Origin of the sequence: Actinosynnema sp. NPDC059797 (genome assembly GCF_042732085.1) — a bacterium.
Classification (GTDB): Bacteria; Actinomycetota; Actinomycetes; order Mycobacteriales; family Pseudonocardiaceae; genus Actinosynnema.
This window is the reverse complement of record NZ_JBHWIE010000124.1, coordinates 1-20,127: the sequence shown is the minus strand read 5'-3', so window position 1 is coordinate 20,127 and position 20,127 is coordinate 1. Positions and strand designations below refer to the sequence as shown.

Annotated in this window: 20 protein-coding genes; 8 read left to right on the top strand and 12 right to left on the bottom strand. The window is 74.0% G+C overall.

The genetic code is table 11. The features are described from left to right. Positions 1-277: 277 nt before the first annotated feature. The 3 genes from ACFV4N_RS24605 (at position 278) to ACFV4N_RS24595 (ending at position 2,506) form a co-directional block, all read left to right on the top strand. On the top strand, positions 278-715 hold the full coding sequence (locus ACFV4N_RS24605) for an AfsR/SARP family transcriptional regulator (protein ID WP_499674942.1): 438 nt from the start codon (positions 278-280) through the stop codon (positions 713-715). 348 nt (positions 716-1,063) lie between these two features. Next, the gene (locus ACFV4N_RS24600) at positions 1,064-1,372 is read left to right on the top strand and encodes a hypothetical protein (RefSeq protein WP_499674941.1); all 309 of its coding nucleotides are present in this window, start codon (positions 1,064-1,066) and stop codon (positions 1,370-1,372) included. Positions 1,373-1,612: 240 nt separating this feature from the next. Further along, positions 1,613-2,506: a DUF6801 domain-containing protein gene (locus ACFV4N_RS24595; RefSeq protein ID WP_499674940.1), complete on the top strand. Its 894-nt coding sequence runs from the start codon at positions 1,613-1,615 to the stop codon at positions 2,504-2,506. A gap of 70 nt (positions 2,507-2,576) precedes the next feature. On the opposite strand, the gene ACFV4N_RS24590 is transcribed toward ACFV4N_RS24595, so the two are convergent. The 4 genes from ACFV4N_RS24590 to ACFV4N_RS24575 all read right to left on the bottom strand — a co-directional run bounded on the left by ACFV4N_RS24590 (position 2,577) and on the right by ACFV4N_RS24575 (position 7,724). Then, positions 2,577-3,143 carry a dihydrofolate reductase family protein gene (locus ACFV4N_RS24590; RefSeq protein WP_499674939.1) on the bottom strand — a complete coding sequence of 189 codons (567 nt, stop codon included), beginning with the start codon at positions 3,141-3,143 and terminating at the stop codon, positions 2,577-2,579. A gap of 88 nt (positions 3,144-3,231) precedes the next feature. Continuing rightward, a complete protein-coding gene (locus ACFV4N_RS24585) occupies positions 3,232-4,047 on the bottom strand; it encodes an alpha/beta fold hydrolase (protein WP_499674938.1) in 816 nt (271 codons plus the stop codon). A 9-nt stretch (positions 4,048-4,056) separates the two neighbouring features. After that, entirely contained in the window at positions 4,057-4,890 is an 834-nt protein-coding gene (locus tag ACFV4N_RS24580; RefSeq protein WP_499674937.1) for an alpha/beta fold hydrolase, read from the bottom strand. A gap of 86 nt (positions 4,891-4,976) precedes the next feature. After that, positions 4,977-7,724, bottom strand: a complete 2,748-nt coding sequence (locus ACFV4N_RS24575) for an ATP-binding protein (RefSeq protein WP_499674936.1) — start codon at positions 7,722-7,724, stop codon at positions 4,977-4,979. A gap of 289 nt (positions 7,725-8,013) precedes the next feature. On the opposite strand from ACFV4N_RS24575, the gene ACFV4N_RS24570 reads away from it, so the two are divergent. From ACFV4N_RS24570 to uppS, 4 genes are all read left to right on the top strand, one after another. Next, positions 8,014-8,214 carry a hypothetical protein gene (locus ACFV4N_RS24570; RefSeq protein ID WP_499674935.1) on the top strand — a complete coding sequence of 67 codons (201 nt, stop codon included), beginning with the start codon at positions 8,014-8,016 and terminating at the stop codon, positions 8,212-8,214. Between the two features lie 103 nt (positions 8,215-8,317). Then, on the top strand, positions 8,318-8,884 hold the full coding sequence (locus ACFV4N_RS24565; protein ID WP_499674934.1) for an ATP-binding cassette domain-containing protein: 567 nt from the start codon (positions 8,318-8,320) through the stop codon (positions 8,882-8,884). Continuing rightward, on the top strand, positions 8,881-9,759 hold the full coding sequence (locus ACFV4N_RS24560) for an ABC transporter permease (protein ID WP_499674933.1): 879 nt from the start codon (positions 8,881-8,883) through the stop codon (positions 9,757-9,759). The genes ACFV4N_RS24565 and ACFV4N_RS24560 overlap by 4 nt, the downstream gene beginning before the upstream one ends. Before the next feature lie 15 nt (positions 9,760-9,774). Beyond that, positions 9,775-11,622 carry a polyprenyl diphosphate synthase gene (gene uppS, locus ACFV4N_RS24555; protein WP_499674932.1) on the top strand — a complete coding sequence of 616 codons (1,848 nt, stop codon included), beginning with the start codon at positions 9,775-9,777 and terminating at the stop codon, positions 11,620-11,622. On the opposite strand, the gene ACFV4N_RS24550 is transcribed toward uppS, so the two are convergent. The 8 genes from ACFV4N_RS24550 to ACFV4N_RS24515 form a co-directional block, all read right to left on the bottom strand. Continuing rightward, positions 11,623-12,963 carry an LLM class flavin-dependent oxidoreductase gene (locus ACFV4N_RS24550; RefSeq protein ID WP_499674944.1) on the bottom strand — a complete coding sequence of 447 codons (1,341 nt, stop codon included), beginning with the start codon at positions 12,961-12,963 and terminating at the stop codon, positions 11,623-11,625. Continuing rightward, complete coding sequence (locus tag ACFV4N_RS24545) at positions 12,960-14,147, bottom strand: ROK family protein (RefSeq protein WP_499674931.1); 1,188 nt, start codon at positions 14,145-14,147, stop codon at positions 12,960-12,962. Before ACFV4N_RS24545 ends, ACFV4N_RS24550 begins: the two co-directional genes overlap by 4 nt. Next, positions 14,144-14,497, bottom strand: a complete 354-nt coding sequence (locus tag ACFV4N_RS24540) for a 4Fe-4S dicluster domain-containing protein (RefSeq protein WP_499674930.1) — start codon at positions 14,495-14,497, stop codon at positions 14,144-14,146. Before ACFV4N_RS24540 ends, ACFV4N_RS24545 begins: the two co-directional genes overlap by 4 nt. Next, a complete protein-coding gene (locus ACFV4N_RS24535; protein WP_499674929.1) occupies positions 14,494-16,065 on the bottom strand; it encodes an FAD-binding protein in 1,572 nt (523 codons plus the stop codon). The genes ACFV4N_RS24540 and ACFV4N_RS24535 overlap by 4 nt, the downstream gene beginning before the upstream one ends. A 23-nt stretch (positions 16,066-16,088) precedes the next feature. Further along, positions 16,089-16,946, bottom strand: a complete 858-nt coding sequence (locus ACFV4N_RS24530) for an ABC transporter permease (protein ID WP_499674928.1) — start codon at positions 16,944-16,946, stop codon at positions 16,089-16,091. After that, positions 16,943-17,764 carry an ABC transporter ATP-binding protein gene (locus ACFV4N_RS24525; RefSeq protein WP_499674927.1) on the bottom strand — a complete coding sequence of 274 codons (822 nt, stop codon included), beginning with the start codon at positions 17,762-17,764 and terminating at the stop codon, positions 16,943-16,945. Before ACFV4N_RS24525 ends, ACFV4N_RS24530 begins: the two co-directional genes overlap by 4 nt. Beyond that, positions 17,761-18,768, bottom strand: coding sequence for an ABC transporter substrate-binding protein (locus ACFV4N_RS24520; RefSeq protein WP_499674926.1), 1,008 nt, complete (start codon positions 18,766-18,768; stop codon positions 17,761-17,763). Before ACFV4N_RS24520 ends, ACFV4N_RS24525 begins: the two co-directional genes overlap by 4 nt. A gap of 71 nt (positions 18,769-18,839) precedes the next feature. Further along, positions 18,840-18,923 carry a putative leader peptide gene (locus tag ACFV4N_RS24515; protein ID WP_499674943.1) on the bottom strand — a complete coding sequence of 28 codons (84 nt, stop codon included), beginning with the start codon at positions 18,921-18,923 and terminating at the stop codon, positions 18,840-18,842. Between the two features lie 252 nt (positions 18,924-19,175). Between ACFV4N_RS24515 and ACFV4N_RS24510 the strand changes: the two genes are divergently transcribed. Next, positions 19,176-20,093: a TauD/TfdA dioxygenase family protein gene (locus ACFV4N_RS24510; protein WP_499674925.1), complete on the top strand. Its 918-nt coding sequence runs from the start codon at positions 19,176-19,178 to the stop codon at positions 20,091-20,093. The last annotated feature ends 34 nt before the right edge of the window (positions 20,094-20,127 follow it).

Below are 20,127 nucleotides of genomic sequence, written 5' to 3'. Positions count from 1 at the left end.
GTCGACTGAGAGGCGGAGCAGCGCAACGTGGTCAGCAACCCCACGTTGTCCGACTCCGGAGGCAGGACGCTCCCCCGCGTTGACGGCCCACCGCGGTGCCTGACACCGCACGGCACTCCCCCGATCGCCTTGACCCGGGTGTCCCGGACCGCCGCGGCTCGGGGCACCTGATCCGCCGTCCGCACGCAGCGGACCGGGTGATTCCCGAACCGCGACGGGACCCCGCCGGGCTCCCGCCGCCGGTCCGCCGAACTCCCCCTCTTCCACGCCCACGGGCATGCGCGGTGGCGCCGAGGGCTACCGCATCGACGTCTATCCAGGCAAGCTGGACCCGGCCGAGTTCGAGGACCGCGTCCGATCGGCGGCGCCGGGACGACGGGCACGCGGCGAGGCAGTCGCGCTGCGCTGGACCCATGGGTCCGAGCCGGTGCTGGGCGGGGTCACCGACGAGCTGCGCGCCGCGGTGGTGCCAGGGCTGGTCGAGCGGCGCCTGTCCGCCCTGTTCTCGTGGGTCGACGCCGAGCTGCGGTTGGGCCACCACGAGGAACTGCTGCCCGAGTTGCGGGCGCTCACCGCCGAGCACCCGCTGAGGACCGGCGCCCAGGCGCCGGAGCGGCGACGAGAGCGACGAGGGAATTGCTCCAGGAGATGGCCGCCGTACACAGCTGTCAGGGGGACCACCGGACGGCCGTCGCGCTGCTGGAGACCTCGCTGACCGTCGCCCGGCGAGTGGACGACCTGACGGCGATCAGGGTCATGCTGGTGGACCCGAGCGACGCGCTGCGTGCAGCCGGGGACCGCCGGCGGGCCCACGCCCACGTCGAAGAGGGCCTGCGGTTCGCCCGACGGGCCGGCCGACCGGCACCAGGAACGCCATGCCGAGCGGCTGTTGGACGAGTTGGACCGCTGAACCCGCACAGGGCCGGTGGACACGGAGGCGATGCCCCGCCCGGGTTCACGCCGGTGCGCTTCCGCCCCCCGACGCGCACCGGCCGACCGACTCCGGACGGCTCGGCTCGCGGAAAAGCACGTGGCGCCACGGCGTGTCGCCTATGCTCGCGAGGTGGCCGACTTACCGCCTGACCCCACCCAGGTGCGGCTGATCAGCCCACGCGCGGCCCGCGCGCAGAAGGTCCTCGCGACCGTCGTCGGGGTCGGCGTGCTCGTCGGCGGCACGATCACGGTGGTGCACTCGGACACCTGGTGGGAAGTCGTGCTGTGGGTGGCCGCGTCCCTGCTGGTGGTCTTGATCGCGGTGAGCATCGGCGCGAGCGCCGCCGAGGACGCGCGCGCGTCCGCCGCGGGGCGGTCGGGCGCGGTGCTCGACGTCCTCGTCGGCCCGGCCCCGCGCACCTGGGCCGTCGTCCACTGAGGCGGGTCGGGCCGTCCACAGTGGAGGGGCCGAAGTCGCATGTGGAGCCCGCTCCACCACAGGTGTGGTACCACACCTGTGGTGTTCGGCCGACCTGATGACCCCCTGGGCTGCCCGAACAGGCATTTCGGAGTTGCCCGAACGTCCCCTCTCGCTCGCTGCGGCTGAATGGTCCACACGGAACGACCGCGTCGTGCGGAACACTGTCCGTGGGCGAGCGAGCACGGAGAGGACGCAACGTTGCGCAGAAAATGGACCCCCTTCCGCGTCACCGCCTCATCCCTGGTCCCGGTCCTGGTGGCCGCCGGGGCCTTGACGGGAGCAGCGGCACCGGCATCGGCGCAGACGACCGCGGTGCGGATGGACTACGCCTGCACGACCTCCCTCGGACCGGACGTCGAGCTGACCGTGTGGGTCGTCGGCGGCCTGCCGGACGAGGGGGCGGGCCTGAACACCGTGGCCGGCCACGACTACGCGTACATCGACGTGGACCTGGACCTGCGCGAGCTGCGCCCGGCCCTGGCGATCCCGGGCGGGGTGCGCCTGGACGGCGACAGCACCGCGACGCTCGACGCGAGGATCGTCGGCCCGGACGGGACGCGGACCACCCAGGCCGCGTTCACCCTCTCCCCCACGTGGCTGACGACCACCGAGAGGACCGCGGTGCGGGCCGCGGGCGCCTTCCCGGTGCAGCGGCTGGGCACACCGGGCAACTACGACCTGCGCGTTGACGACCTGGCGTTGACGCTGCGCCCCGAACGTGCCGACGGCACGCCCCTCGGCACGATCACCGCGTCCTGCTCGCACGACCCGGCGCAGGACGACCTGCTGGGCACCGTGGTGTCGCAGTGGGCCCACTTCGAGCGGCCGCCGCGCCCGACCGGGCTCCACGTGGTCTCGACGACCCCGACGTCCGTGACGCTGGCCTGGGAAGGCTATCCCTGGTGGAACCCCACCAAGGGCTACGAGGTGTACCTGGACGGGGGGAACACCGGTCTCGTCACCGAGGAGCAGGTCACGCTGACCGGGCTGACCCCCGACCGGCAGCACCGGGCGAAGGTCGTCACCGTGGACGTGCAGGGCATCCGGTCGACCTTGAGCCAAGGTCTGATCTTCACCCTCCCCCGGGCCTGACCCCCGCCGAACGCCGGGGGCCGCCGAGCGGCGGGCCCCGGCGCCGCGACGGGGTCGTCCACCGGGAGAACTAGTCGCGGACGGACTTGTAGCGCAGCAGGACCGCGCCCGATCCGAAGGTGCGGTTCTCCACCAGTTCCAGCTTCAGCCACCTGTCCAGCGTCGGGAGGAACGGTGTGCCGCCGCCGATCGCGACCGGCGTGACCAGCACGTGGAACTCGTCCACGAGGCCCGCTTGGACCAGGGGCGCGGCGAGCGCGGCGCCGCCCACCTCCATCAGGCCGTCGGTCTCGGCCTTGAGCCTCCTGGCGGCCTCGACCACGTCACCCCGTTCCAGCCTGGAGTTCCACCCGACCGATTCCAGGGTCCGGGAGAAGACCACTTTCGGCATCGCGAGCCACAGCCGGGCGTACTCGGCCTCCACCGGGGGCACGTCGGGCGCCTGGCCGGCGGTCGGCCAGTGGGCCGCCATCAGCTCGTACAGCTTGCGCCCGTACAGCGACAGCGCGACCTGCCCGGTCCGGTCGTTCCAGTACTGGTGCAACTCGTCGTCCGGCACGCTCCAGCCGAGGTCGCCGTTCGCGTCGGCGATGTAGCCGTCCAGCGAGACGTTCATGCCATAGGTCAACGTTCCCATGGCGGTACAGACTGCCCCAGCGCGGACGGCTCATCGCGCCGCCACGCCGGCCCCGCGACCCGCGGGCCGCGGGGCCGGGGAGGAGGGGTCAGCCCGCGGCGCGGGCGATGAGCTTGACGACCGCGTCCGGGCGCGAGACCGCCACGGCGTGCGAGGCCCCTTCGACGGTCACGGTGGCGCGTGAGCCGGCCCGGTCCGCCATGAACTCCTGCGCCCGCAGCGGGATGTTCTTGTCGGCGCCGGCCAGCAGGAACCACGAGGGGACGCTCGCCCAGGACGGTGCGCCGGACGCCTCGCCCAGGGCGGCGTCCCGGATGGGGCGCTGGGTGCTCGCCATGACGGCGGTCTGGCGCGCCGGGACGTCGGCCGCGAACTGCTGCCGGAACAGCGAGGGCTTGATGTGGAGGTCCTGCGTGCCGTCGGGCAGCGGTACCGGCGCCAGCGTGTCGCCCAGGGTGCTGCCGGGGTACTTCGCGGCGAGCTGTGCCGCGGCCTCGCCCTCGGCGGGGGCGAAGGCGGCGACGTACACCAGTGCCCTCACCTTCGGCGAACGCGCCTTCACGTTGGTGATGACGGCACCGCCGTAGGAGTGGCCGACGAGCACCACGGGTCCGTCGATGCCGGCGAGACGCGCGTCGAGGGCGTCGGCGTCGGAGCGGACCCCGCGCAACGGGTTGGCGACGGCGACGGCGGTGAACCCGCGCCGTTGCAGCCGTTCGATGACGGGCGTCCAACTGGAACCGTCCGCGAAGGCGCCGTGGACGAGGACGATCGTGGGCTTCTGCCCGGCCGTCGGGTGGGAGGCCGTCGCGGTCGACGCGCCGAGACCGGCGAGGGCGACGGCGACCAGCACGGCCAGCAGGGCGGTGGTGCGTGCGGTGACGCGGTGCGTGAGCGTGTTCATGTCCGGTTCTCAGTCGGTGAGGAAGGCGATCAGGGCCGCGTTGACCTCGGCCGCGTGGGTGAGCAGCAGGCCGTGCGGTGCTCCGTCGACCTCGACGTAGCGCGCGTCGGGCAGGCGGCGGCGGAACTCGCGGGCGGTGGCGTCGATCGGCAGGATGCGGTCGGCGGTGCCGTGCAGGATCAGCGACGGCACGTCGATGCGCTCCACGTCGGCCCGGAAGTCCGTCAGCCACGCCGGGACGCACGCGTACGCCGCCACGGGCGCCGAGGCGATGGCGGTGGCCCAGTTCGCCCGGAGCGCGGCGTCGCCGAGGCGGGACCCGAGCGTCTCGTCGGTGTTGAAGAAGTCGACGAAGAAGTTCTCGTACCAGGCGTAGCGGTCGGCCTCGGCCTGCGCGGCGATGCCGTCGAACACCGACTGCGGCACGCCCGCGGGGTTGTCCTCCGCCTGGAGCAGGAACGGCTGGAGCGCGCCGAGGAACGCCGCCTTGGCCACCCGCTCCGAGCCGTAGGTGCCGAGGTAGCGGGCGACCTCGCCCGAGCCCATCGAGAAGCCGACGAGGGCGACGTCACGCAGGTCGAGCTGCGTCAGGACCTCGTCCAGGTCGGCGGCGAAGGTGTCGTAGTCGTAGCCCGTCATGGTCTTGCTCGACCGGCCGAAGCCCCGGCGGTCGTAGGTGATGACGCGGTAGCCGGCCTTGACCAGCGCGTCGGTCTGCTTCTCCCACGACTGGCCGTCCAACGGGTAGCCGTGGATCAGGACGACCGGCCGGCCGGAGCCGTGGTCCTCGTAGTACAGCTCGACGTCGGTCGAGTTCTCGGTGCCGACGGTGATGGTTCCCATGGTGTGCGTGCGCCTTCCCGCCCGTCCGCCGTGTGCGGACCGGGCATGGCACGAACCTATGGAGTGAGCGGGGTCGACCGCGTCCGTCAGCCGACGTCTTCGGCGTACGTCATCGTGCCGCGCAGCACCGCCGGGAGTTCACCGCGGGACGTCACGCCCAGCTTGGGGAACATCCGCTGGAGGTGGGTGCTCACCGTCCTGGGCGAGACGTACAGCCGCTCGCCGATCTCCCGGTTCGTCAGCCCCTGCGCGGCGAGCTGGGCGACGTGCAGCTCGGTCGAGGTGAGCCGGTCGACGGCGGCCGGGTCCCGGCGCGGGGAGGACGTGCCCGCCGCGCGCAGCTCCTGGCGCGCCCGCTCCGCCCAGGCCGACGCGCCGAGCGCGTCGAAGACCTCGCGCGCGGCCTGCAGGACGACGCGGGACTCCGCCGGCCGTCGGTGCCGCCGCAGCCACCCGCCCAGGGCGAGGTGCACCCGCGCCCGCTCGAACGGCCAGTCGACGGGAACGGCGTCGAGGGCCGCCCGGTAGAGCGGTTCGGCGGCGTCCGGCGGGCTGAGCAGGGCGCGGGCGAGGCGCAGCCCGCAGAGCAGGGCCGGGGACGGGGTCGGCTCCTCGAGCGGGGTCAGCTCCTCCAGGACGTCCCGCGCCGCCTCGGCGGACTCGCTGCGCACGGCCGCCTCGACCAGCTCGGCGACCCCGTAGAAGCGCAGCCAGGGGTGGAACGCGGGGTCGGCCGGGTCGAAGACGCGGTGCAGGTGCCCGAAGGCGTCGCCGTAGCGCCCCTGGCACAGGGCCGCCTGCCCGCGTGCCATCTGCAGGATGGCCAGCGCCGGGCGTGCGCCGCCGGGGAGGGCCGTGCGCTCCGCCTCCGCCGCCCACGCCTCCGCCCGCGGGTCGCCGCAGACGGCGGCGAGCTGTGCGCGGATGGCGTGCACCATCGCGTGCACGAGGGGCTGACCGGTCTCGCGGGCCAGCTCGGCGGCCTCCTCGGCGGCGAGGTGGCCGGCGCGCACGTCACCGAGCCGCGCGGCGCTCCCCGCCTGGACGCAGAGGGCGCGGGCCAGCATCGACAGTCGGCCCTGCGCGCGCAGGGCGTTCAGCGACCGCGCCGTCAGCCGGCTCGCCAGGGCGGGGGCGCCCACCGTCACCGCGGCGCCACCCAGGAGCTGGTCGCCCTCGGCGTCCTCGGACGAACGCTCCAGCTGACCGGCCAGGGACTCGAGGACGGCTCGCCCGCGCTCGACCGGCGCGCAGTACGCCCGCAAGGCCACCAGGTCGGCGTTGTCCGCGTCCACGGGCATCCGGTCCGCGGCGGCGGCGACCCGTCGGCGGGCGGCCGGTCCCGGCTCGCCCCAGAAGCAGTGCAGGACCGCGCCCCACAGCATGCGCAGCCCCAGCACGGGCTCGGTGCCGGCGATGCCGACGGCCAGCTCGGCCAGCTCGGCGGTCGCGGTGCCCTCGCCCCGCGCCGAGCCCTCGACCAGGGCGATGCCGACCCAGGCCGCGCGGCCCTGGTCCCGGACCGGGAGGGCCTGCGAGCGCGCCTGGGCCAGCAGGTGCGCCGCGGCGTCGGGCCGGCCCGACTCCAGGGCCAGCGCGGCCGCGCGCAGCAGCCGGTCCGCGCGGGCGGACGGGTCCGCCGTCAGCTCCGCCGCGCGCCGCAGCGCGGCCAGGGCCGCGGCGACACCGCCCCGCCGCAGGGCCCGGTCGGCCGTGGAGTCCAGGTCCCGCGCCGCGTGCTCGTCGGGACCCGCGGTGGCGGCGGCGCGGTGCCACGCCTGCCGGTCGGGCTGCCCCTGGAGCTCGGCGGCGAGGGCGGCGTGCGCGGCCTGTCGTTCCGCTGCGGTCGCGGCGTGGTGCATCGCCGAGCGGACGAGCGGGTGCCGGAAGACCATCCCCCAGGTCTCCACCAGGCCCGCGCCGACCGCCGGTTCGAGGGCGGCGACGTCGACCGCCGTCCCGAGCATCCGGGAGGCCGCGGCGAGGCACTCGTCCATCGTCCCGTCACCGTTGAGGGCCGCGAGGAGCAGGACCGCCCGGGTCTCGGCCGGGAGGCGGGAGACCCGGGCCGTGAAGGTCCGCTCCAGCCGCTCGGTCAACGGCAGCGGACCGGGCGTGAGCGCGTACGCCCCACCGACCGACCGCAGCGCGACCGGCAGCTCGGTCAACGCCAGCGGGTTCCCGGCCGCCTCCTCCAGCAGTCGCCGCCTGACCTGCTGCGCCAGGCCGGGCGCCACGGCGTCCAGCAGCTCACCCGACACCTCGTCGGTCAGCGGGCGCAGGTGCAGCACGGGCAGCCCGGCACCGCCGAGCCGGTCGTCGAGGCCGCGGGTGACGGCGACCAGGGCGAGGGGGTCGGACTCGATCCGCCGCGCGACGAACCCGAGCACGTCGAGGCTGGCCCGGTCCATCCAGTGGGCGTCCTCGACGACCACGAGCAGCGGCGCCTTCACCGCCGCGTCCGACAGCAGGGTCAGCGCGGCCAGCCCGACCAGGTAGAGGTCGGGCACGGCCTCGTCGACGAGCCCGACGGCCGCGCGCAGCGCGGCGCGTTGCGGTCCGGGCAGGTCGTCGATCCCGTCTCGCAGCTGGTGGACCAGCTGGTGCAGGCCGGCGCAGGGCAAGTCCTCCTCCGACTCCACCCCCACCGCCGTGATCACCCGGATCCCGCGGTCCGCGGCCCGCGCCGCCGCCTCGGCGACCAGCGTCGACTTGCCGATCCCGGGTGCGCCGAGGACGACCAGCGCGCCACCCGACCCGGAGGCGGCCTGCTCGACCAGGGCGGCCAGCGCGCGGCGCTCCTCCTCGCGACCCAGCAGCGCCCGTTGTCGCATGCCCCGCTCCGTCTCCTCCGTGCGAATCCCGCTGCCCTCGAGGCGCCACGCCCTCGCCCGACCGAGCGACCGAGGCCGTGGCTCACGCACTCCGACCGGAAGACCGGGTCAGGGCGCGACCCGCGCGATGGCACGCGCGCCGCTTCGGGGGAAAGCGAGGGCTCCGGTGCCTGCACGCGTATTTGAGCACCAGCTCGACCGTCCCGGAGAACCACCGCCCACGGAGGTGGTGCGCCTCACAGCCGGCCTCCCGCCCCCGAAGCGGCACGCCCGGATGACGATCTGCGCCGTGTTCCGCGCCCTCTCCCCGGCGATCGCGAACAGCGCGGAACCGGCGCGCGACGCAGGTCCGTCGCCCGCCGGCCATTTTCGGAAAACCGAACTCGCCGAACAGTCGGCAACCGGCGGGGCCCCCTTTCCTCATCATCACCACGCCGCCGAATCGAGTGTTCATCACATTTCTGCGGACCGTATCTTCTCCGCGCGGTGATCGTTGGGAATTCGGCCGTGGTCGGCATTGGTCGGCCTTGGAACGGGTGCACGAGGGGCGTAGCGTGGAAGTCAGGGGGGTGCGTCATGCCTATCGCCGACGCGTGGTGTTGCGGAGCGTCGACCTGCGGCTCGACGCGGGCACGTTGTGCGGGATCGTCGGGGAGAACGGTGCGGGCAAATCGACCCTGCTGAAAATCCTCTCCGGCGAACTGCGGCCCACTGGTGGCACGGTCCGCCACAGCGGTCCGTTCGGTTATTGCCCGCAGCACGTGGTCCTCAACGACGCCCTGACCGTCCGGCAGCACCTGGAGTTCTTCCGCAGGGCTCATCGCCTCGCCGATCTGCGGTATGCCGAGGAGGTCATGGCCGTGCTGGATTTCGCCGGGTACGCGGACGAGCGGGTCGGGGTGCTCAGCGGTGGGACGAGGCAGAAGCTGAACGTGACGCTGGCCCTGATGCACGACCCCCGGGTGCTGTTGCTGGACGAGCCGTACCAGGGGTTCGACTGGGACACCTACCAGCGGTTCTGGGACCTCGCCGCGAGGTTGCGCGACGCGGGGCGTTCGGTGCTGGTCGTCTCCCACCTGGCGTACGACACCGAGCGCCTGGACGAGCTGTGGCGCCTGGACGGCGGGGTGCTGCGCCGCGACGAGGGGGCGTCCGCGTGAGGTCCCACCTGGTCTGGTTCAGCACGGCCACCCGGTTCGCGCTGGTCGAGCACGGCCGCAACCGGTTCGCCATGGTCCTCGTCGCCCTGTTCATCCCGTTGTGGACGACCTTGGCCTACCTGGCGATGCCGGACACCCCGGCGCCCCAGCGGCTCCGCGCCACCGGAGAGGCGCTGGCGCCGCGCGGGAACGAGCTGACGGAGATCAGCGGCGCGCTCAACGCGGTCACGCTGATCACCGGTTTCATGATGTTCGCCGCCACGTTCTCCGGCAGCCGGTTCGACCGCCGACTGGCGATGGCCGGCTACCCCCGCACGCACCTCGTCCTGGCCAAGGTCACCGCGCTCGCCCTGGTCTCGGCGGTGGTCGCCGCCTACGCCACCGCGGTCACCTGCCTGGCGTGGTCACCCCGGCAGCCGCTGCTGCTGGCCGCCGCGCTGTTCTGCGCCGGGCTCACCTACGGCGCACTGGGCGTCGGCTTCGGCTCGGTGCTGCGCCGGGAGGTCGAGGGGATGTTCGCCATCGTGATGACCAGCATCATCGACCTCGCGCTGCAGAACCCGATCGTCAGCTCCGGGTCCGACAACCCCGTCGTGCGCTTCCTGCCCTCCTACGGGGCCATGCAGGCCGGCACGGCCGCGGGGTTCTCCACCAGCCCGGTGCCGGGTCACCTGGCCATCCAGCTGTCCTGGTTCGCGGCGGCGGCCCTGATCGCCCTGGTGGGCTTCCACCGCGGCACCCGCAGCACCCTGCCCGTCACCGCGCGGCCCCCCGCGCACGGGCCGGGAAGCGACGAACCCTTCCTCCCCGCACCGCGCCGAACCACCGCGTCAGCGGCTCCGGCGTCCGAGGCGTCCGACACGAGAGCACCCTGAGGTCCCGGTCCCGAGATGCGCGTGAACCCGCAGCCCACCCCACAGCCCCCCGAGGCGGCCGCACCCGCGAGGCGGGGTCGAACCACCGCCCGTGCGCCGAGGATCGAGGACCCCGCCCTGCGCGCGGCGTACCGGTCGTGCCGCCGCACCACACGAGCGCACGATCCCGCCGTTCACGCCGTCATCCAGCTCATGCCGGCCGTGCTGCGCCCGGCGTGCTGGGCGCTGTGGGCCGCCGCCAACGTCCTCGACGACCTGGCCGACCGGCCGGACGTGGAGCCGGCCCGGCGCGCGGCCCGCGTCGAGGCGTGGACCAGGGCGCTGGAGCACGACCTGGCGGTGGGCACCAGCACCGACCCCGTCCGTCGCGCCCTGGTGGACGCGGCGGGGCGGTGGCGCCTGGACCTGTCCGGCCTGCGAGGCGCGATGGCCAGGACCCGGGACGACGCCCGCAGCCTGCGCTTCACCGACTGGGCCGCGCTGTGGGCGTGGTGCAACGAGGAAATCGTGCCCTGGGTCGACCAGGTGCGGCACCTGTTCGACCAGGCCGGTGCGCCGATGGCGCTGCGGCTGGACCGCCGAGCCGACTACGAGCACTTCATCGCCGGCACCCAGCTCACCGACATCCTCACCGACCTGAGCACCGATCTCGCCCAGGGGCACCTGCTCCTGCCGCTGGAAGCCCTGGAACCCTTCCCCGGCGCGGAGGCCGACCTGGTCCGACGCCGCTGGAGCCCTGCCGTGGCGGACCTGGTGGCCGAGCTGACCGCCCTGGCCCGCCGACGGGTGACCAGACCCGCCATGACCAGGGGGATGCACCCCGGCCCCGCCACCGTGCTCGACACGGCGGCCGAGCTGGTGCGCCTGCAGCTCGACGCCGTCGACGCGGCCGGCCCCGCTCTGCTGGAACGACCCCCGCGCCCCTCCCTCGCGGCCCGCGCCCGCGTGCTGGTCCCCGCCCGCCTCCGCGCGGCCCTGGCCTGGAGCCTGACCCCCCTGACCGCACCGCCGGCCCGCCCTCCCTCGGTCACCGCGAGCGATCCGGGCCCGGCGGCCGACCGCACCGGGCTCCGGCCTCCACCACCGCACCGCGACGGCGCCCGGCCGCCGCGGATCGCCGCCGACCGGATGCCCGGCCACGTGGCGATCATCATGGACGGCAACGGCCGCTGGGCCGAGCAGCGCGGCCTGCCCCGCGGCGAGGGCCACCGCGTCGGCACCGCCGCCGCGCACGAGATGGTCTACGGCGCCCTGGAGATCGGGCTGCGCCACCTGACCCTCTACACGTTCTCGACCGAGAACTGGAAGCGCGACGCGGAAGAAGTCGCGGCGATCCTGGAGGGGGTCCGACGCGAACTCGACGAAGGTCCCGTCCGCGACCTGGACGTGCGCCAGCGCTGGGCCGGCCGGCCCGACAAACTGCCCCAGGACCTCGTCGACGCCCTCAGGCGCGAGGAGCACCGCACCCGCGACCGCACCGGGCTGACGCTCACCATCTGCCTCGACTACGGCGGCCGCGACGAGATCGCCCGCACCGCCGCCTCACTCGCCCTGGCCGCCCGGGACGGCGACGTCGATCCCCACCTCATCGGCCCGGACGACTTCGCCCGCCACCTGCCCCACCCCGACATGCCCGACGTCGACCTGCTCTGGCGCACCGGCGACGAGCAGCGCACCTCCAACTTCCTCCCCTGGCACACCGCCTACGCCGAGCTGCACTTCACCGCCCACCACTGGCCCGACACCGACCGGCGCGACCTGTGGCAGGCCATCGCCGAGTACGGACGGCGCCAACGCCGCCACGGCGCGGCCCGCGCCCCTTCCCCCGAAGACCGGCCGCACCCGCAGGACCCTGCCCGGTGATCAGGTCGCCCTCAGCGCCGCCGCGTACCGGCTGACCGGGCGCGGCAGGCCGTAGTGCTCGCGCAGCGTGCGGCCGGTGTACTCGGTGCGGAACAGGCCGCGGGCGCGCAGCAGCGGCACGACGTGGTCCACGAAGTCCTCCAGGCCGGACGGCAGCAGGGGCGCCATCACGTTGAAGCCGTCGGCCGCGCCCGTGGTGAACCACAGTTCGACGTGGTCGGCGATCTGCTCGGGCGTGCCCGCCACGACCTGGTGCCCGCGCCCGCCGCCGAGGCGGCCCAGCAACTGGCGCAACGTCAACCGCTCCCGCACGGCCAGGTCGCGCACCAGCTCGAACCGGCTCTTCGCCCCGTTGACGCTGCTGACCGGCGGGAACTCCGGCAACCGCTGGTCGAGCGGGTGCCCGGTCAGGTCGACGCCGATCAGCTCGGCCAGCTGCCGCACCGCCCGCTCCGGGACGATCAACGCGTCGAGCTCGTCGGCCAGCGCCCGCGCCTCGGCCTCGGTGCCGCCGAGCACCGGGACGATCCCGGGCAGCACCTTGACGTCGTCGGCGTCCCGCCCCCGGGCCGTCACGCGGCGCTTGAGGTCGGCGTAGAACGCGGTCGCGTCGCCGTGCGTCTGGTGCGCGGTGAACACCGCCTCCGCCCACGCCGACGCGAACGCCCTGCCGTCCTCGCTCGACCCGGCCTGCACCAGCAGCGGGTGCCCCTGCGGGCTGCGCACCGCGTTCAACGGCCCGCGCACCGAGAAGAACCGGCCCTTGTGGTCGATCTCGTGCACCTTGGCGTCCTCGGCGAACACGCCGGACTCCCGGTCGACCACCAGCGCGTCGTCCTCCCACGAGTCCCACAGCGCCGTGACGACGTCCAGGAACTCGGCGGCGCGCTCGTAGCGCTCGGCGTGCTCGGCGTTGGCCTCGCGGTTGAAGTTCTGCGCCGCCCGGTCGCCCGCCGTGGTGACGATGTTCCACCCGGCCCGCCCGCCGCTGATGTGGTCGAGCGAGGAGAACAGCCGCGCCAGGTTGTACGGCTCGCTGAACCCGGTCGACGCGGTCGCGATCAGCCCGATGCGCTCGGTGGCCTGCGAGATCGCGGTCAGCAGCGTGATCGGCTCGAACCGGTTGGCGGCGGTGTGCCGCACGTCGCCCCAGATCTGCACGCCGTCGGCGAGGAACACCGAGTCGAACGCGCCGCGCTCGGCGACCCGCGCCAGGTGCTGGAAGTGCGCCACGTCGTCGAGGGCGCGCGGGTCGGTGCGGGGGTGCCGCCAGGCGGCCTCGTGGTGGCCGACGCCCATGAGGAACGCGTTGAGGTGGAGCTCGCGTGCGGACAACTTCAGACTCCTGATCTGATCGGGTTGCGGAGGTTGAGGGGATCGGCGTAGATCGCGTCGAGCTGCACGGCCCCGGCCGCCACGCCGAGGACGTCCAGGCCGAAGCTGCTCGGCAGCACGGCCGAGGGGGACGGGCACGCGCGGGACGCCGCGGCCACCTCGGCGCGCAACGCGTCCGCGCACTCGGGCAGCCGGATGACACCCAGCTCCGTGACCACGAGCACGTCGGGGTTGACGATGTCGAACAGCAGAGCCGCCGCGCGGGCGACGATCCTGGCCCGGTCGACCAGCAGCGCGGTCGCCGCCGCGTTCCCGGCCACGGCGGCGTCGCCCAGGTCCGCGATCGACGGCCGGGTGATCACGCCCGCCTCGTGGGCGCGCCACGCCCAGGCGCGGTCGGACACGGTCGCTTCCAGGCACCCCTTGCGGCCGCACGGGCACTCGATCGCCTGGTCGCCCAGCGCCAGGTGCGCGACCCCGCCCGCCGCCGACCGCGCGCCCCGGTGCGTGCCGCCGCCGGTGACGATCGCCGCGTCCACCACGTTGCCGACGAACAGGTGCACCAGCGAGTCGCGGTGACCGGCGGCGCCGAACAGCTGCTCCGCCCGTGCCAACGCCCGCGCGTGGCTGTCCACCAGCACCGACAGCCCGGTCCGCGCCGCGAGCAGGTCGCGCACGGGCACGTCCCGCCAGCCCAGCGAGGCGTGCTCGACCAGCACGCCCGCCTCGGTGTCGACCCAGCCGCCGGCGGCCACTCCGAGCCCGAGCGGCACGTGACCCGGCAGGTGCTCGGCGTGCAGCCGCACCAGGTGGTCGGCCGCGGTCGCTAGCACCTCCCGGTGGTCGTCCGCGTCGCGGTGCGGCACCCGCAGCCGGGCCCGGACGCGTCCGCGCAGGTCCAGCAGCGCCAGCGTGCAGTGCTCGTGGGCGATGTGGATGCCGGCCACCAGGTGGCGGCCGGTTTCCACGTCCACCGGGGTGTGCGGGCGGCCCATGCCCCGGTACGGCAGCGTCCCGGCGACCTCGGTGAGCAGGCCGAGACCGGCGAGCGCCGCGCAGTTGCGCGTCACCGCGGCCGGGCTGAGGCCGGTCAGCCGGGCGATGGTGGCGCGCGCGACGGGTCCGTGCCGCAGCACGGCGCCCAGCAGCGCCGCCGCGGCCGTGCCGCGGCCCGCGACGCCGCGGTTCACGAGATCAGCGGCGGGCCGGACGGCGACAGCGCCGGGCCGACCGCCCGGGCCGCCCCCGGCGTGCGCCCGTGACCCCACCCGATGTCGCGGCGGTAGCTGCCCAGCAGCCCCGTCCGCCGCAGGTGCTCCTCGTCGTGGGCGGGCGACCCCGGCGGCAGCGGGTGGGTGTGGGGCGCCACGAACAACGCGTCGGTCGGGCAGTTGGCCTCGCACTGGAAGCAGGTCTGGCAGTCCTGCTGCCTGCTGATCACCGGCACGCCGTCCGCGCTGCGGTCGAAGACGTTGGTGGGGCACACCGCGACGCACTTGTCGCAGGTGACGCACCGCGCGGCCGACACCAGCTCGATCATGCCGCGACCCCCTGCGGACGGGTCCACACCTCGTCCAGCCCGCCGGAGGTGATCCGGAAGTGCTGGGCCGGGTCCAGGTCGGGGAAGTCGAGCCGCTTGGCCATGCCGCGGCTCTCGCTGCGCGCCAGCGCCGCGCTGTACATCCACCGGGCGTGCGCGACCATCGCCGCCGCCTGGCGGGCGCGCACGAGTTCCGCGCCCTCGGCGCGCAGACCGGAGCGCACCGCCGACCACGTGCCGTCGAGCTGCGCCAACGCCGCGCGCAGCACGTCGCCGTGTCGCAGGTAGTTCTTGTCGTACGGCAGCACCTCGGCCTGCACGGCGCCCACGACCTCCGCCGCCGACACCGCCGACGTGGTGCCGGTCGGGCGCAGCCCCGCGCCGCCTGCGGCGCGGACCCGGCGCCGGCTGGCGGACGGGCCGAGCGCCCGGGCGAACCGGGCCGCCGCCCGCCCCGACCACGACCCGGACGAGATCGCCCACGCCGCGTTGTGGCTGCCACCGCCGGTGAACCCGCCGCAGATCAGTTCCCTGGTCGCCGCGTCACCGGCCGCGTACAGGCCGGGCACGGTGGTCGCGCACGCGTCGTCGACGACCCGGATGCCGCCGGTGCCGCGCACCGTGCCCTCGGCCAGCAGGGTCACCGCGAACGGCCGCGTGAACGGGTCCACGCCCAGCCGGTCGAAGGTCAGGAAGAAGTTCGGCTGCGCCGGCCGCATCGCCCGGCGGGCCGCGTCGTCGGCGCGGTCGAGCTTGCAGAACACCTTCTCCCCGGCCAGCAGCGCCCGCGCGATCACCGACCGGCCGCGTTGGCTGCCCGCGCCGTCGAGCACCGAGCCGTCCGCCCGGTAGAACGTGGCGTAGTTGTAGAACGCGGTCTTGGTGACCGACGTGTGCTCGGGCGCGATGCCGTAGGCGTTGGAGAACTCCATGCCGGACAGCTCCGCCCCGACCTCGGCGGCGAACAGCGCCCCGTCACCGGTGTTGACGTCGCACCCCAGCGCCTTGCTGAGGAACGCGCAGCCGCCGGTCGCCAGCACCACGGCGCCGGCGCGCACCCGGAACGCGCGGTCGGTCTGCCGCTGGTGGCCGGCCGCGCCCGCCACCACGCCGTCGTCCGTCGTCAGCAGCTCCGTGACGGGGCTGTGGTCGAGGACCCGCACCCCGGCCCGCCGGACCCGGACCCTCTGCCGCCGCATGTACTCCGGTCCCTGCAGGCCGTTGCGCAGCGGCTCGCCGCCCGGGCCGACGGGGAACGGGTAGCGGGCCACCTCGGCCAGCTCGTTGACCCGCTCGTAGGTCTCGTCCAGCACCCTGGCCATCCAGCGCCGGTCCGCCAGGTGGCCGCCCAGCGCCTCCCGACTGGCCATGGCCCGCTCCCGCGCCTCGGGCTCCGGCGGCACGTACCACACGCCGGTGCCGCTGGACGCCGTCGCGCCGCTGGTGCCGCAGTACCCCTTGTCGGCCAGCACCACCGAGCCGCCTTCGTCGGCGGCCTTGAGCGCGGCCCAGGTCGCGGCGGGCCCGCCGCCGACGACCAGCACGTCCGCCTCCAGTTCGAGCGTCATGCGATGTCTCCTTCCGCGCGGGATCAGGAACCGACGGGGACGCGCCAGGACGTGAACCGGCCCTCCAGGGCGACCAGCACCTGGTTGAACACCACGCCGATGGCCGAGATCGTGATGATGCCCGCGTACATCTGGGGGATGGCGAAGTTGAACTGCGAGGCGTTGATCAGGTGGCCGAGCCCGGCCTTGGCGCCCACCATCTCCGCGGCCACCAGCACCAGGATCGACACCGCTCCGGCCAGCCGGATCCCGGTGAACACCGTGGGCACCGAGGCGGGCAGGATCACCTTCTGGAAGAGCCGGAACCCCGACAGGTCCACCGACCGGGCGAGCCGGAGCAGGGTCGGGTCGACACCGCGCACCGCGCTGATCGTGTTGAGCAGGATCGGCCAGGTGCAGGCGTAGAACACGATGGCGATCTTCGACGTCTCGCCGATGCCGAGCAGCAGCACGAACACCGGCAGCAGCGCCAGCGCCGCGGTGTTGCGGAAGACCTCCAGCAGCGGCCCGAGCAGCGTCGCCACCGGCTTGTACCAGCCGATCAGCAGGCCCAGCGGCACGGCCACCGCCACCGCGAGGCCGAACCCGGACAGCGAACGCGCCAGGCTCGCGCCGGTGTTGTCCAGCAGCTGGCCGTTGGCGGCCAGGCGCCACCACGCGTCGAGCACGGTCGAGAACGGCGGCAGGAACGTGGCGTCGACCAGTCCCAGCCGGGGCGCGGTCTCCCACACGGCCAGCAGCAGCGCGATCGCCGCCACCTTGCCGACCGCCGTCACCAGGGCGTCGGCGACCCGGCGCGCGACCGGCGGTCGCACCACCCGGTCCCGGCCCGCGGGCCGCTCCTCGCCCGCGGCCGGTTGGGACTCCAGCAGCGCGGTCATACCGCCGCCACCTCCTTCTCCTGTTGCTGGGCGCGGGAGACCTCGTCGTGCAGCAGCTCCCAGATCCGGTGCCGGTACCGCGCGAACGCGGCGCCGGACCGCAGGTCGACCTGGTCGACGCGGTCGCCGAGCTCGATCGGGACGACCTCCTTGACCCGGCCCGGCCGCGAGGTCAGGACCGCGACCCGCTGCCCCAGGTAGACCGCCTCGTCGATGGAGTGCGTGATGAACACGACCGTCTTGCCGGTGCGCCGCCAGATGCGCAGCAGCTCGTCCTGCAACGACTCGCGGGTCTGCGCGTCGAGCGCCGCGAACGGCTCGTCCATCAGCAGCACGGTCGGGTCGTAGGCCAGGCTGCGGGCGATCGCGACGCGCTGCCGCATGCCGCCCGAGAGCTGGTGCGGGTACCGGTCCTCGAAACCGCGCAAGCCCACCAGGTCCAGGAAGTCGCGGGCCCGCCCGGGGCGCTCCCGACGCGGCACGCCGGCCGCTTCGAGCCCGAACTCGACGTTGCCCTGCGCGGTGCGCCACGGCAGCAGCGCGTACTGCTGGAACACCACGCCCCGGTCCAGGCCGGGGCCGGTGATCGGCGAGCCGTCCAGCAGCACCCGGCCCTCGCTCGGCTCGGTCAGCCCGCCGAGCAGGTCGAGCAACGTGGACTTGCCGCAGCCGCTCGGCCCGACCAGGACCAGGAACTCGCCGCGCTCCACGTCCAGGTCCACGCCCCGCACGGCGGTGAACTCGGTGCGCCGCCGGGACGCGCGGTCGCGAACCACGAACCGCTTGGTGACGTCGCGGAAGCTGATGTGGGTGCTCATGCGGCCAACCTGTTGAACTCGTTGGTGTAGAGGTCGGACAGCGTCACCTGGTCCTTGGTGATCTCGCCGCGTTCGGCGAGCCAGTCGACCCACAGCGACAGCTCCCCGTCCACGATCCGGCCGCCCTTCTCGGCGACCCCGGTGGACTTCCAGTACCGCAACGCGGTCGGGTCCTCGTTGCGCCCGCGCCTGGTCAGGATGTCCACCTTGCGGGCCACCACCTCGTCGCGCGGCGTCGTGCGGCTCCACTCGATGGCCTGCGCCACGCCGCTGACGAAGGTCCGCACGGTGCCCGGGTTGTCCTCGAGGAACTTCTCGGTGAACACGTACGTGCCCGCGGTGAACGCGCCCAGCAGGTCGAAGTCGGAGAACAGCTTGCGCAGGCCGCCCTTCTCCAACGCCTTGTCGCGCAGGATCCCGCCGAGCACGCCGACCTCGATCTGGCCCTGCCGCACGGACTGCTCGATGTTGACCGGCGGCACCGCGATCGGCTCGACCTTCTTGACCTCGTCGGGGGACAGGCCGTTGCGCTTGAGGTAGATGCCGAGCATGGCCTCGTGGTGCGCGCCCAGGGTGTTCATGCCGACCTTCTTCCCGATGAGGTCGCGCGCGGACCTGATCGGGCTGTCCTCCGGCACGTAGAAGCCGCTGAAGGCCGCCTCGTCGGCGCCGTAGTAGCCGATCACCGACTTGATGGGCGCGCCGGCGGCCTTGAGCTTGACCACCGCGCCGTTGAACGCGCCGCCGAAGTCGACCTGGCCGGTGGCGGCGGACTGGATGTCCTGCGGGCCGCTGGTGGTGTTGCCGACCCACTCCAGTGCCACGTCGCCGAGGTAGCCGAGGTCGGCGGCCAGTTCGGGCAGGGTCACGTCGCCCGCCCAACCCTGGTAGCGCAACGTCCTGGTCTCGGCGCCGCCACCGGCGCCCGCGGTGGAGCAGCCGACCGCGGTCGCCGTCAGGCCGAGCAGGGTGAGGCCGAGGAATTTCCGTCTCGTGCTGATCACGGCGAATCCTTTGCTGGGAAATGCGGGCAGGCCGGAATACCGGGCGGTGAAACCCGGAATGAGGAGGGGGCTCAACCACCGGCGCGACAGAGCGCGCCGGCTTGACGTCGGAGATCGACGTGCCGGCGCGAGGTGAGGTTGGCGGCTTGGCTCACGTTCCCGAGCCTCACACCGAGGTCAGGTGGGGTCAACGGGCTCGGCGGCCGTCCCACATCATGGAGTCGGCGGTTCGCGGAGGTGGACACCGGGCACTTTTTTGCCCGGCGCAACGAAGTCCTCGAGCGCTGATCGGTGTCAACCGCGTCCGCGTGCTGGGACGACTTAATTCACCGCCGCGCGATGTTGTGCCCGCCGCACGCGGCCGGCCATCGTGAAATGCGAACGCATTCACACGAGAGGACCCGGCGATGACCGCACAGCTTTCCGACACGATCACCGTCCACCGGCTCGGCGCGGGCATCGGCGCGCGGGTCGACGGCGTCCGGCTGGGCGGCGACCTGTCCGAGGGCGCCGTCGCGGCGGTCCGGGAGGCGCTGCTGGCCAACAAGGTGGTGTTCTTCCGCGGCCAGGGGCACCTGGACGACGCGGGCCAGCTCGCGTTCGCCCGGCTGCTCGGCGAACCGACGCTGGCGCACCCGACCGTCAAGGGCCGTGAGCACGCCAACGTGCTGCCGATCGACTCCGACTACGGCAAGGCCAACAGCTGGCACACCGACGTCACCTTCGTCGACCGGGTGCCCGCGATCAGCATCCTGCGCGCGGTCGAGCTGCCGCCCTACGGCGGCAACACGGTGTGGGCCAACACCGCGCGCGCCTACGAGGAGCTGCCGCCGGCGTTGAAGGCGCTGGCGGACCGGCTGTGGGCGGTGCACAGCAACGTCTACGACTACGCCGGGCACGTGGACTCGACCCGCATCGGCGGGGTGGACGTGAAGGAGGAGTCCTACCGCGACGAGTTCCAGTCACAGCGCTACGAGACCGAGCACCCGGTGGTGCGCGTGCACCCCGAGACCGGTGAGCGGGCGCTGCTGCTCGGCCACTTCGTCAAGCGGATCGTGGGGTTGACGAGCGCCGAGTCGCACGCGATCCACCACCTGTTCCAGGAGCGGCTGACGCGGCCGGAGAACACCGTGCGCTGGCAGTGGGCCGACGGTGACGTGGCGATCTGGGACAACCGCGCCACGCAGCACTACGGCGTGGCCGACTACGACGACGCGCGCCGTCGCCTGCACCGGATCACCATCGCGGGCGACGTCCCGGTCAGCGTGGACGGCGTCACGAGCACCACGGTGGTCGGCGACGCGACCCACTTCTCCGCGCTCTGACGGGTCTCCCGCGCACCGGGCGCCCGGAACGCGT